Source organism: Paraglaciecola mesophila KMM 241, from assembly GCF_000315015.1.
GTDB lineage: Bacteria > Pseudomonadota > Gammaproteobacteria > Enterobacterales > Alteromonadaceae > Paraglaciecola > Paraglaciecola mesophila.
Window position 1 is genome coordinate 1 of the sequence record NZ_BAEP01000071.1, and the last position, 13,836, is coordinate 13,836.

Annotated in this window: 10 protein-coding genes; all 10 read right to left on the minus strand. The window is 45.4% G+C overall.

Annotated features, from left to right (window positions below):
- Window positions 1–51: 51 nt before the first annotated feature.
- A complete protein-coding gene (gene ilvN, locus GMES_RS17085; protein ID WP_006994009.1) occupies window positions 52–549 on the minus strand; it encodes an acetolactate synthase small subunit in 498 nt (165 codons plus the stop codon).
- Entirely contained in the window at window positions 549–2,267 is a 1,719-nt protein-coding gene (locus tag GMES_RS17090; protein ID WP_006994010.1) for an acetolactate synthase 3 large subunit, read from the minus strand. Before GMES_RS17090 ends, ilvN begins: the two co-directional genes overlap by 1 nt.
- 220 nt (window positions 2,268–2,487) lie before the next feature.
- A complete protein-coding gene (gene maoP / locus GMES_RS17095; RefSeq protein WP_006994011.1) occupies window positions 2,488–2,856 on the minus strand; it encodes a MaoP family protein in 369 nt (122 codons plus the stop codon).
- A 203-nt stretch (window positions 2,857–3,059) separates the two neighbouring features.
- On the minus strand, window positions 3,060–3,548 hold the full coding sequence (locus tag GMES_RS17100) for a DUF4442 domain-containing protein (RefSeq protein WP_006994012.1): 489 nt from the start codon (window positions 3,546–3,548) through the stop codon (window positions 3,060–3,062).
- A gap of 338 nt (window positions 3,549–3,886) precedes the next feature.
- Entirely contained in the window at window positions 3,887–4,186 is a 300-nt protein-coding gene (locus tag GMES_RS17105) for a DUF1244 domain-containing protein (protein WP_006994014.1), read from the minus strand.
- Window positions 4,187–4,218: 32 nt separating this feature from the next.
- The gene (locus tag GMES_RS17110) at window positions 4,219–4,806 is read right to left on the minus strand and encodes a glutathione S-transferase family protein (protein ID WP_006994015.1); all 588 of its coding nucleotides are present in this window, start codon (window positions 4,804–4,806) and stop codon (window positions 4,219–4,221) included.
- Window positions 4,807–4,955: 149 nt separating this feature from the next.
- On the minus strand, window positions 4,956–8,093 hold the full coding sequence (locus GMES_RS17115; protein WP_006994016.1) for an efflux RND transporter permease subunit: 3,138 nt from the start codon (window positions 8,091–8,093) through the stop codon (window positions 4,956–4,958).
- The gene (locus GMES_RS17120; protein WP_006994017.1) at window positions 8,093–9,256 is read right to left on the minus strand and encodes an efflux RND transporter periplasmic adaptor subunit; all 1,164 of its coding nucleotides are present in this window, start codon (window positions 9,254–9,256) and stop codon (window positions 8,093–8,095) included. Before GMES_RS17120 ends, GMES_RS17115 begins: the two co-directional genes overlap by 1 nt.
- A gap of 384 nt (window positions 9,257–9,640) precedes the next feature.
- Window positions 9,641–11,698 (minus strand): RecQ family ATP-dependent DNA helicase, encoded by a 2,058-nt coding sequence (locus tag GMES_RS17125; protein WP_006994018.1) that lies wholly within the window; start codon window positions 11,696–11,698, stop codon window positions 9,641–9,643.
- A 205-nt stretch (window positions 11,699–11,903) separates the two neighbouring features.
- A complete protein-coding gene (locus GMES_RS17130; protein ID WP_006994019.1) occupies window positions 11,904–13,691 on the minus strand; it encodes a PLP-dependent transferase in 1,788 nt (595 codons plus the stop codon).
- Window positions 13,692–13,836: the final 145 nt, after the last annotated feature.

Sequence of the window (13,836 nt, forward strand, 5' to 3'; positions counted from 1 at the left end):
TTTGAGCCTTTTTGCATTTTAGGTTTGAATCTTAGATATCGAGCATAACCCTTATGGGCGCAGTGCTTTGTCACCCCGAGCCAAACCACAGATCCCAGTGCGAGACGCCTCGATGATCTCAGTGCTTTGTGCGAGTACATTGGCAAATGCGTCTAGCTTGTCACTCGTGCCAGTGACTTGAATGGTATAGTTGTTCAAGTCGACATCGATAATCTGCGCGCGGAAGATATCCACATTGCGATTCACCTCAGAGCGCACAAGCTCACTGCGCGTAGCCACTTTAATCAACATAAGTTCACGCTCAACATGGCTGCCATTAGTCAAGTCGGTCACTTTAAGCACGTCAATCAGCTTATTTACTTGCTTAGTGATTTGCTCGATAACCTTGTCGTCTGCTTGGGTGGTAATAGTCAAACGAGACAAACTTTTGTCGTCTGTCGCTGCCACACACAAAGAGTCAACGTTATAGCCACGCTGGGAAAAAACACCCACGATACGTGATAAAGCACCAGGGGCGTTTTCCATTAAAACTGAAATAATACGTTTCATTATGTACGCTCCGTTTTGCTTAATCTCATGTCGTCCATTGCGCCAAATTTAATCTGCATGGGGTATACGTGTTCGTTTTGATCAATCGCGATGTCCATAAATACCAAGCGTTCTTTTTCGGCGAAACAACGCTCCATCGCGGCATCTAAATCATCTGGATGCTCAACACGAATACCAATGTGACCGTAGGCTTCAGCCAACTTCACGAAGTCAGGCATAGAATCCATATAAGAGCTTGAATAACGACTCTTATAGTTCATATCTTGCCATTGACGAACCATACCTAACGCACGGTTATTCAAAGAAATGATTTTAATCGGTAGCTTGTATTGCAAACACGTTGACAGCTCTTGGATATTCATCTGAATACTGCCATCACCAGTGATAACCACCGATGTTGCATCAGGGTGGGCCATTTGTACGCCCATTGCAGCGGGCAAACCAAAGCCCATGGTGCCCAAACCACCAGAGTTTATCCAGCGACGCGGTTTCGCGAACGGATAATACAAAGCAGCAAACATTTGGTGCTGACCTACGTCTGAACTTAAATAAGCATCACCGTTTGTGTGTTTATAAACCGACTGTATTACTTCTTGCGGCTTAATCAGGTTGTCGTCTTTTTTGTAGTTCAAGCAACTGCGACCACGCCACTGCTCGATTTGCTCCCACCAATCAGCCAATTTGGCTTTTTGCTTAGTGGTATCTATCTCGCCCATTTGGCTAAGCAACTGCTTTGCCACTTGGTCCACACTGCCTACAACCGGCACGTGCACAGCAACCGTTTTAGAAATAGACGCAGGGTCTATATCTACGTGAATAATGGTGGCGTGAGGGCAGAACTTCTCAACGTTATTTGTTACTCGGTCATCAAAACGCGCACCTAATGCCAATATGCAATCCGCATTGTGCATCGCTTTGTTTGACTCTAACGTACCATGCATTCCCAACATACCTAAGCTCTGCTTGTGTACGCCCGAAAATGCACCTAAGCCCATCAGAGTAGACGTAACAGGCAAATTTAGTTTTTCTGCAATTTCTGTCACCAGCTCACTTGCTTCTGCAGCTATTGCACCACCGCCCACGTATAAGATAGGTCGCTTGGCTTCAAGCAACACTTTCGATGCTTTCTTGATTTGCTTACTGTGACCCTTAAGTGTTGGGTTGTAAGAGCGCATAGTGACATCTTCAGGGAACTGGTACGGATGCTCTTCAAGTACGTTAACTATGTCTTTTGGTAAATCGACCACCACAGGACCAGGTCGCCCAGTGTTAGCAATATAATAAGCTTTAGCGATAGCTTCAGGAATATCAACAGCGCGCTTAACGAGGAAACTGTGTTTAACCACAGGGCGCGAACAACCGACCATATCGGTTTCTTGGAAAGCGTCTTCGCCAATATGCATCGAAGGCACTTGACCAGACAAGATAACCATTGGAATTGAATCCATATAAGCAGTGGCAATACCGGTTAGGGTATTTGTGGCACCAGGACCAGATGTGACCAGCACGGTTCCTGTAATACCAGTAGAACGGGCATAACCATCAGCCATGTGCGCAGCACCTTGCTCGTGGCGAACCAGAATGTGCTCTACATCTTCTTGCGCGTACAATGCATCATATATATCTAATACGGCTCCACCGGGATACCCGAATACGTGCTTAACCCCAAGATCTTTTAGGGTTCGCACAACCATTGCGGCGCCTGACATCATTTCCATCGGCTACTCTCCTAAAAAGTTGTAAAAAAAAAGGTTTCGGCACTATATCGCTACCAAACGAACGAAAACTATACTTGAGGGAAGAGTAAGATTAAACAGGAAACTTGATAAAAGTGAGATATATATCCCAATATAGCAATATATTAGGATATACCTTTCGAATTATGCGGATTCAACCATGCTAATAGGATGATATTACGAATTTACAACTAAAATAAGGTTAATCATCCAACTCGATTTCTAAGTCACTATCTTCAGTCAAGTCATCATCATTGCTCTGAGATGACGGTCTACTACCGTAAATATTGCCAAGTTTAGGTCGATGTATACGTTTGTCATACTTAGACCATGCTTTTTCAGCAACATTACTCGGGTCTTTCTCACCTTTAGCCACAGCTAACAGTGAGTTATCTTCATCACATTCTGGTTCAATTCGGCCATCAAGTAAGGCAGCAATTAAACAACCATATTGGCTCAGTGCTTTGCTTTCAGAAATTGAAAAGTCACCTGAACGTGAAAAACCATAAGGATAGTTTTTAGGGTCGCTAAAAACACGTTGAAACAATGATTCTCTAGAAAGTTGTGCCATGATGGCATCCCCGATTTAAATTAAATGAAAGACGATATAGTTTGGCTATTGCCAACCTGCTTTATAATTTAAATCCGAAATCTGTCAATATTTTTCACGGCATTTTATATACGATTTTTTTCCGATAAATGGCGATTTTTGCACTATCGTTTCTATGGAATTTTTATGACAGTTCGTCTGTTGATTTTAAAAGAGAAAAATTCTTAACGTTTAGGTACCCAAGCCCATATCATTTCGCATTCAACGGGCTCAATCCCCGCGGCATCTGTTACCTTAACGTGTACGCTAATTTCACCTTTCTCTTGCACTTCTAATAACGCTATCTGCTCATCTGTCAGGGTCGCTATCGCTTTAATGTCGCCTGTAGCTCGTTTGACATAATTGAGGTTCATGCACTTAATCAGCGGTAGCTTATCGCCAGGTAAATTAATACCCACAATAAAACCAGTGGCCGACTCTGCAAGCAACGCCATGGCCGCGGCATGCACACTGCCGATGTGGTTCTGAACCTTTTTACGGTTTTTCATACGATATTCCACCTGACGCCCATTTGTAGCGACAACATCGATACTAGTGGTACCCGCCAATTTAACCTTATGGCGAAACACCTTCGTCATTAAAAAGGCACTAATAGGTGTCGGGTATTGATTGACTTTATCTACGAATTTTCTAAGGGGGTTAGAAACAGGCATACTGTGACCTTTCATCTGGTTTGACCAGATACCAGTGTGCCAACAAGAACACTAAGTTACAAACAATTAATAATTGCAGTTGCTAAATGAGCGCTACGGCTAAGTATGTGCTACAGCGATGTGAGTGTTAAAGCTATGAAAGTGCTACAGCGATGAAAGTGCTGTAGCTAAAAAATGCTGTGTTTTAACACTATGCCAGTAAGGATATTTCCGTACAGTGGCCACGAACGAGTTTGATAAGAAACCAGCGAGATAAAAAAGTTGTCTTGTGAGCAGTCCTCCACTCCCCTAAGCGCAGCCTAGGGAGTGGTTATATGACAGTCACGTACTCTGGCGAGTTAGCCGCAGGGATTTTGGCGTTTTTCAAAAGCCTCGAGCTGCTCTGGTGTAGCTGGCGTTTGATATTTTGCCTTCCAGTCGGCAAATGGCATACCGTAAATCGCCTCACGCGCTTGGTCATAGTCCATGTCAACGCCCTGCTCTTTAGCACCCGCCATGTACCATTTAGACAGGCAATTACGGCAAAAATCAGCCAGAATCATCAAATCGATGTTTTGCACATCTTTGTTTTCATCCAAATGTTTAACAAGCTGACGAAATGCCGCCGCTTGGGCTTCAGTTTGCTGTTCTGGTGTCATAGTTTTACCTTTTTTCGTTACCTAAATTCACACTACATTCTGGGGTCAGTTGCGGTAACTTCAATGCGCTGAGCATTTTCTTGGTGAAATTCAAGTAATGCATTTAACCCTTTTAAATTGTGTAAGCTTCTAAATTCGACCCAGTCAATAAGACTAAAAAGACAGATAGCGGGGTAATTCCAGTTGGCAAATTCGCCGTCTTGCACTTGGCCGTCCAATTCAGCCAACACATTGTTTACTCGTTCTTTTTGCAATTTAAAGAACAATTTATCAGTATCGGCGACCACATCTGACTGTGACAATTGAAACATTTGCACCAGACTATCGTTAACGGCGTCGATTAAGGTTAGCTGGTTTTCTTGTGGCCAGCTTAAGGCTGGAAATCCATGCTGTTCGCTCAAGTAACGAAAGATCACCCGAGAGTCGTAAATAAACAGACTTTTGCCGTCTTGGATGTGCTCCAGTGCAGGCACTTTCATGGCTGGGTTTTTAGTAATCAATATTTCACGGCCGGCTTTTTCGTATATCTGCATGTTGACAAATTCATGCTCGATATTGGCTAACCAAATTCGCAAGCGGCGCACATAAGGAGAGGTCGTAGAGCCATACAATTTATACATATGCGATCCTTTAATTTACACGTAGAGGCGAAAAAAAATAATAGCGAAAGCTGTTACATGATGCACGTTTTAGGTTGATACCTAGTGAAAAAGTTCACTGAGCACCCAAGGGAAGATGTCTCATTCTTAGGTGCTCAGTGAGGGGTTTGTTACTTATCTGTTAGCAATGGCGTGTCTGCCAATTGTGCCACAGCCGACCCTTTGCGCTGATCTCTGCCCGCTTTTAACGCCAGCAAGCTGGGGGTCAAAACCAAGGTCAGTAAGGTAGCAAATGCTAAGCCTCCGGCAACCGCAGTGGCCAGTTGAGACCACCACTGAGTCGACGGCCCGCCAATATCAACATTGCGACCGATAAAATCGATGTTAATTTCAGCCACCATAGGCAACAGGCCGAGTATGGTCGTGACGGTTGTCATCAAGACTGGGCGCAAGCGTTGGGCGCCCGTACGTAAAATGGCATCCGTGGCACTGTGACCTTCTTTGCGCAATATATTGTAGGTATCGATTAACACGATATTGTTGTTCACCACTATGCCCGCCAATGCAATAACACCTATGCCTGACATGACCACGCCAAACGGCTTTTGAAAAATAGCTAGGCCTAAAAAGACCCCAACGGTAGAAAATAGCACGGCGCTTAGGATCAAAAATGCCTGATAGAAGCTATTAAACTGAGTGACCAGAATAATCGCCATAACGAACAGGGCGACCAAAAATGCGTTCATCAAGAAGCCTTGGGATTCAGCTTGCTCTTCATTTTGCCCCTTTACCGACAAGCTTACCCTTGGGTCTAGGTTCAGCTCAGGCAACTGTGCCTGCAGTTTAGGCAGCTCAATACTCAGCAGCTCCCCAGGAGACATATTCGCTTCAACGGTAATCACTCGCTCACTATCAACGTGACGAATTAAATCAGTTTTGGGCTGCGCTTTGCGCTCAACAAAATTGCCGATGGGAACCATACCTGTGGCTGTTTTCATGCGCAGTTCGTCAAGCTTACCGATAAAACGTGAATCAATAGGATAGCGCACACGAATATCGAGCTCATCGTCCACATCATCAGGGCGATATTCGCCAATTTTCAAACCATTAGTAACGAATTGTACTGTGCTACCCACTAACGTGGCGTCTGCGCCAAAACGTGCCGCGTCACTGCGATTCACCTTTAACTGCCATTCAATACCAGGCTGGGATGCGGTATCACTGATAGAGGTGAATTTATCGTTTTCATCTAACGCATGGCGCACTTTTAATGCGGCTTCGTTCAAAAGCTCAGGAAAACGAGACGATAGCTGGATCTGCAAGTCTTTACCCGATTGAGGGCCATTTTGATCTGGGGTAATTTCGATGTCCAAACCTGGCATGTCAGCTAGGCGCTCTTGGGTTTCCTTGAGAACATCGTCTGAATGAGGTCGCAGGTGCCAATCAACCAAATTCAAACGTAAGTAGCCAATTTGATCTTGCCCACCGGTGCGGGCATACAAGGTCTCTATGGCGTCCATATCAATCAGCTTTTCTTCTACTTCTTGCACTATGGTGTCTTTCTCGTAAATAGACATTTCGCCTGAAGAGCGCACGGTCACATTAATGCCACTACTATCGACCTTAGGGAAGAACTCGAGCCCGAGGCCCGATGAAAAATACGCGAAGAAGGACAATCCAGCCACAACGAAGGCAATCATTAGTACCTTCCACGGATTGCTTATCGCTTTTGCTAATAAACGCACATAGCGGCCGGTAAACCCACTTAGCTTGGTTAAATCGCCATTCTCTGCAAGCAACATTTGTTTTTTAGCATGAGCAGAAATGGTTTGCGGTTTACCAAACACTGCCCCTAGCGTGGGGACAAAAACCAAGGCCATAAGCAAAGAAGCTGATAGCACTGCAATCAAGGTAAACGGCAAGTACTTCATAAACTCACCCATCATCCCCGGCCAAAACATCAGCGGTGCAAAGGCGGCTAATGTGGTTGCGGTAGACGCAATAATCGGCCAAGCCATGCGCTGTGCTGCCTTTAAGTAAGCTTGCTGCTTGGTTGCCCCTTCACCCATACACCTATCAGCATATTCGGTGACCACTATGGCGCCATCTACCAGCATCCCTACCGCCATAATCAAGGAGAACAACACGACGGTATTTAGGGTATAGCCAAACATAGCGATGATCAGAATGCCGGTGAGGAATGAACCCGGTATCGACACCCCAACTAAAATGGCCGTTCGCAAGCCTAAGATAGCCACAATAACCACGGCGACTAATATAACGGCGCTCGACACGTTATTTTGCAGATCACCAAGCATCATGTTTACATCAACGCTTTGATCCCCTGTGTAGCTCACATACACACTACTAGGCCACATCGCAGTTTGCTGAGCGCCCTCAATCAGTTCTTTTACATGAGCCACGGTTTCAAGCAGGTTTTCACCGGGTCGTTTTTTAACTTCTAGGGAAACAGAATTGTCGCCATTTAGACGCGCAAAACTTGATGGGTCTTTATAAGAGCGGCGAACCTGTGCAACATCTTGAAAGGTAATAACACGCTCACCTTCCACCTTTACGGGTTGCTCCATGACGTCTTTAACGGATTCAAATACCGATGGCACTTTTACTGCAAAGCTGCCTTTTCCGTTATCCATTGTACCTGCTGGAACCAAACGATTATTGCGCGATAACAGGTTAAGTATATCGTTTTGATCAAGCCCATAAGACTCCATCAGTAACGGATCGACAACAATTTCAACGATGTCTTCTCGGTCACCGCCAATATCCACCTCTAGCACTTCACTGAGACTTTCTAAGCGGTTTTGTAGCTCTCTGGCCACGGTGACCAGAGCACGTTCGGCCACAGGGCCAGACAACACCACGGTTATCGCTGCTTGTTGACCCGCCATTGTGACTTCATGAATGGTTGGCTCTTCTGTTTCTGAGGGCAACTTGGCGCGCGCTACGGTAACCTTGTCACGCACATCGGCTAGGGCGTCTTTTGAATCTAGGCCTGCGATAAACTCAAGCGTAATATTGGCGAAGCCTTCACCAGCGGTGGCTTTCATTTCTTTCACGCCATCAATAGAGCGCAGCTCTCGCTCCATAGGCTTGACCAACATGCGCTCAGCATCTTCTGGGGATATACCGTCATGCACAATTGACACGTAAATAAACGGAATGGGAACGTCGGGGTTTGCTTCTTTTGGAATGGTGGCATACGTCACCGCGCCTGCCACAATCAATAAAACAAACATCATCAATACGGTACGGCTATGGGTGAGCGCCGCGGCAATAAGATTATTCATTACTGGGCCTGCAGATCGGCGCTAGATTGCGCGTTATTCGGCGTGCCACCAGCGGCTTGCTGTTGGCCCTTACCGCCCTCAGCATAAGTGACCTTCACCTTGTCACCATCGCGCACAAAACCATGACCTAGGGTGATAACATCGGTGATTTCGCCCATACCGCCCAGCCACACCCCTTGGCTATCGCTTTTGACAATATCAATGGGAATAAACTTTACATGTTCATCTACCACGGTTTTTACCCCTAAATTACCCGCTTCGTCTAACGCCATTACCGAAGGGGTAATACGCACGGCCAAAGTGGTTTTCAGGGGAACAGATAATTCGGTGCTCATACCTGCTAAGTACTTAGTGTCAGGATTATCAATGGCAACTTCGACATTAAATGTGTTGGTCCCCATATCTGACACACTCGAAATATAACGGATCGTGCCGGTGACGATGTCATTTGAAATCATACGCCCTGAGGCTTTCTGGCCCAAAGTCAGTGCTTGCACATCACTTTCTGTGACATCTGCTGTGATAATCAGTGGGTCTAAATCCACCAGCATGGCTACTTCGTCGCCATCTTTGAGTAAATCTCCCAGCTCTACGTGACGTTCGTTGACTATGCCGTCAAAGGGAGCTCTCAACGTAGATTTGGATAACGCCAAGTCCAGCGTACTGACCTCAGACACAGCCGTTTCTAAGTTTGCTTGCGCTTGAGCTAAGTTTACTTTGGATTGATAGCCCTTTTGGCCGAGTGATTCAGCACCTTCTAGCTCGATTTTGCGCTGGGCTAACGTTGACTTTGCTGACTTGAGTCGATTAATCAGATCACTGGTTTCTATATCAATTAGGGGCTCGCCTTCTTTCACCCTCTGCCCCTCTGTAACATAGACTTTCACCACTAAACCACTGACTTCACTGCGCAGCGTTACACCCCGGTTTGGCTCAGTACGACCATATAAGTTAATTTCTCGGGTGATAGGTTTGGCGTGCACTCGCTCGGCACGAACACTCACAAGCCCGGCGTCTCTGTGTTTTGCTTCTTTGCGTGCTTGGGCGTTGTCGGTTTGCTCTGCGAATAACATACCGGATGCAACCCAGAGCGTAAGTAATATTAGAATAACGAGCGCTATCCAATAAGGCTGTAAACGAAGGGTGTGCATCAACTTTGACATGAAATTTCCTATACGACGAGCGCTTGAGTTGTGTGTTTTATTAAGCTTACTGCTAAGGCGTGATTAAGGAAGCAGTTTAAATGTTACCAACATGTAAATTATCACCAAATAACTATTATTCGGTAACAAGTTATGTATTTTTCACGATTTTAACCACATTTATCGACCAATAACGAAATTTCCTCATTTCAAGACGAAATTATTTTCTCCCACGAAATGTCATCGCCCTAGCGCTGATGCACAGCGGGATAAACAGCCTAAAAAACAGCATTGTGCCAACCTGTTAGTAAGGGCGGTGTGACGTACTTTTCAAATAGCGTTTTAAATAAACCTGAAGATGCGTTCTCGATACCCGGTGTTATGATTTTGCCATGTAGCTACCACTTATTGGTTTACGCTATCCGCTAAAAAGCGCCGTACGACTTCTTTTATCGCTGGGTAGCGACTCTTTTCACACATGGCGTAACCCCGCACTTGGCGTATCTTTAAACGGGTAAATAACGGCATCGTCATACCGGTTAAAAATCGGCAGTAGGTATCTTCACGTAAGCGATACTCCACTTTTCCTTCTATGTGCTTTGCCAACGCCTGCATGGCTTCAGCCACGGCGAGTTCATCTATCTCAGGTACTTGATTGGTGACTTGCAAGTGAGCCACTTGCCCCCGACAGACACTGCAATGGCCGCATTTTTCTGGTGCATTGAGATCGTCAAAGTAACGTGACAAGTTATGACTAAGGCATTGATCTAACTGAAAGAAGCGCACCAGCATCGCAATACGTTGCAGTTCTTTCTGCTCTTTATCGGTAAAATAGGCGTGCAATGTTTGGGCTAATTCAGGCTGGTTTAGCTTGTCCGTATCTACCTGAAAAACTTCAGTCATTTGCTTAGTTTGCAATTCAATGAGTTGGTTTTGTGCTAAATACTCCAACGCCGCTACGACTCGAGCGCGCTCGGCGCCCGTTTGTTCAAATAAGCTATCAAAATTCAAACTACCCCATACCTTTTTAAAGTCGGTATTGGCGAACACACTGGTTAAAAAAGCTTGGCGGTTTTCGTCAAAGCGCGCCAGTACATCTACTTTATCCTGCAAAAATTTAAAACGCACGTCGGCAAAATAAGCATACTGCGGACGCACAATCCCCATCAGTTCAAGCTGCACCAATAGGGTTTTTAATGGTAGTTGGCGAATATTACTTAGGGTAGAAAGACCGTTTATTTGTAACTCCCACTGGCTACCATTAACAAACTCAGTAGCCCCTTCATTTTCGTACTGAGTCGCGTGTTGCCCTGTGGGTTTAGCAATGTGATTTTGTGTCCCTTGACGAATATCGTCTAGTAAAATTTGGATCCCCTGCAATTCAGGCGTATCGCCATAGACAAAATTTTCCACTGTGTGCAGACCATCTAAATTGCCCAGTGTAATACAGTGAGAAAGTTGGTCGTCGCGCCCTGCTCGGCCAATTTCTTGGCTGTAATTCTCAATAGACTTGGGTAAATCGTAATGCACGACAAAGCGAATATCTGACTTGTCGATCCCCATGCCAAATGCAATGGTGGCAACAACGACTTGAATACGTCCCTCCATAAAGTCTTGCTGAACCTGTTGGCGGATCTCATCACCTAAGCCAGCGTGATACGCTTTAGCGGACACTCCGTCTGCCGCTAAACGCTGCGCCACTTGTTCGGCGCTATGCTGCAAGGTGACATACACAATCCCGCAGCCTTGTTGCGCTTGAATTATCTGTAACAGCGTCTGATTTTTTCTTCGCTCTGGGGTGGCAATAACTTGCAGGTCTAAGTTTTCTCGGTAGAAGCCCGTTTGCACTATATGCTGCGGCTCAATGGCAAACCGTTTGGCCATGTCTAATTTCACTTTTTTGGTCGCGGTTGCGGTTAGCAGCAACACCAAAGGAATATTTAGCTGGGCTCGATAATCCGGCAGTTTCAAATAATCTGGTCGAAAGTTGTGCCCCCACTCTGAAATGCAGTGAGCCTCATCAACAACCAACATCGATACAGCAATACTGTCGATAAACTGACGAAAGCGCTCATTCTTAAAACGCTCAACTGAGACCATCAATATTTTTATCTCGCCGCTTCGCACGCGCTCCATGTTGCTGCGCTGCTCATCAGGACTCAAAGTTGAATCAATACTGCCAGCTGCAATGCCTTTGGATTGTAAAAATGCTAACTGGTCTTTCATCAACGCTAATAAAGGCGATACCACTAGGGTTAAGTGGGGTAAATGCAGTGCACAAAATTGATAGCACAGAGATTTACCTGACCCGGTGGGGAAAATAGCTAAGGAAGATTGGCCATTGAGTAGCTGACTAACAACTTGCTGCTGGCCGCCCCGAAACTGATCGAAACCAAAAATGTTAGCGAGGCTAGCATTCTGTGCGCCCTGATTATTTGCGATATCTACAGTGGTGTTTTGCATGGCGCACTCCTTTAGCCTTCGAGAACTTCCATGCATAGGGTAACTAATACTCAGGCTTAGACGATAGAGATGCGTTAAAGCGAGCTTACACCGAGAGTTGAAAAAGAAAACGAGCGACAATGTTGTAATGACAGTAGTCGCTCAGTATAGGCAAAGCTTTGATAGATTTCAGCCTACATTTATTGGAAAACAAAGCCCTGTGGCATTAGCCGATCCAGTCTTGGGTGTCGCCTAACGATCTTTGCTGCTGTTGCATTACGCGCGTCGCAACAGCTGCGTACAAACTGTCAACTTGCTCTGGCGACATAAAACGCTCGCTGAACCCTGGGTAGGCTGGGTCAATGTGTAGACGAGCACTGTTTATTAAATGTCCGATCAATGCTTTCACATTATCCGTGCCCATAGCCACGCGCATTGTCGTAAGGTAGATCCCGCCTTTGTGCTGAGTATCTGTATCTAGTTCAGAATGCGAGGTCAACGCTGGGCACAGTATAATTGTGTTGCTTTGGCCTATGCTGACCTGATGACTAAATGCCGGTTCAAGCGCATCAAAAAAGCGCACATACGTATCTCGGTCTATCTCAGCCCTTTGCATATCCATGGTGAATAATGGGCATGACCAACCATTGCGCATTTGATTTGCCCTTAACTGACTATTAGCGTGACCTTCTATCGCGTGACAGTTAACGTTTAAATCGCGGTGAGATGCCATAAAGTGACTAAATACGGATGTGTTAATCACTTTTTGTAGCATACGCATTTCGAGGGTTTTCATTCCGGTTAGTACATCGAATGCTTTTTCAGAATCAAGAAACGCACCTTTAATATAATACACATCCCAAAACATGGTTTTAGACCAATCGTAACCGTTAGCGCTGTCCCCTTTAGCTTGAAACATACGATAACCCTGCCCGATAACCACACCGGCGGTTGTGGCGCCGCTGCCGCAAATATCCTTGGTGTAGCTATGCACCACATAATCTGGGCGCTCTTGCTCGTCTTCACGTTGCAGCGGTTGATGCAATACCGGAGTTGCGAGGGTTGAATCAAGCATCACCAAATGCCCTTCGCCGTGACTGATTTTGCTGATAGCGGCAACGTCGAGCACATACCCATGAGGGTTACAGGGCGATTCAAGATAAACATGCAATGACTGGTTAGCTAAGCGCTGTGCATGTTTGTTCTTCACTTGAGCTAAAAACGCGGAAAATTCTGCGCTTGAGTATCCATCAAACCACTCTAACTGAATATTTAGGCGATTTTCACGAGCGAAAAAGTCATGTAATAACTGGTACACACCCCCATACACATTGCGCGACACAATCAATACATCACCATGACTCAACACGTTAGACAACAATGCATCGATCGCTGCCATACCCGAGTTAAAATTCCACGCTAAGTAGTCTTGCGCATAAGGGCCCGCTTCTAAATCAACGATGGCGTTAGCCAAGGAAATATTAGTCGGATTTAACAAGCGCGAGTAAATTTGATGGGTTGACTCTTTCCCTTGAAAGGCATCGTCTACCCATTCTGTGCAGGCATACACATAGGTGGCGGTACGCACGACCACCGGCGTAGCCGAAAACAACGCAGTGACATTATCGAATAACGGGTAGTGATGTTTAGATAATCCAGCACCACCTTGATTCGTCATGCTTTGATAGGTCGCTCTGAACGGGTTTTGCAAGGTATCCAGCACTTTAGCTATCTGAAATGAAAGGAATTTTTTGGCATTAAAATAAGCGACTTTGTCTTTATGCTCCAATTCTGCAAGTGTGTCGCTTGTGACTTGCCATAACTGATTAACGTCGGCTTGGGCGTGGTACAAATGACTCGCCGCCTGAAATAATGCCTGCCCATAGTCGGTTCGAATATCAATACCAAAATGCGCTAACTGCTCTTGTGTCAGCTCATCTATGCTAGTCGCCTGAGTAGTATTTCGTTTCGGAGAAAGAAGTTTTGCATGCTCGAAACTTTGGTTGTTTTGCATAACATCACCTTAACCAGTTTATATTTCAAAACAAAACCATAACCCATATTTAAGTCGGAAATAAGGATCCAAAACCAAATATAATTTTATGAAACAGGCATCAATGGCATGAAAACGTTACTAATTTGTTAAAATAACTGTATTC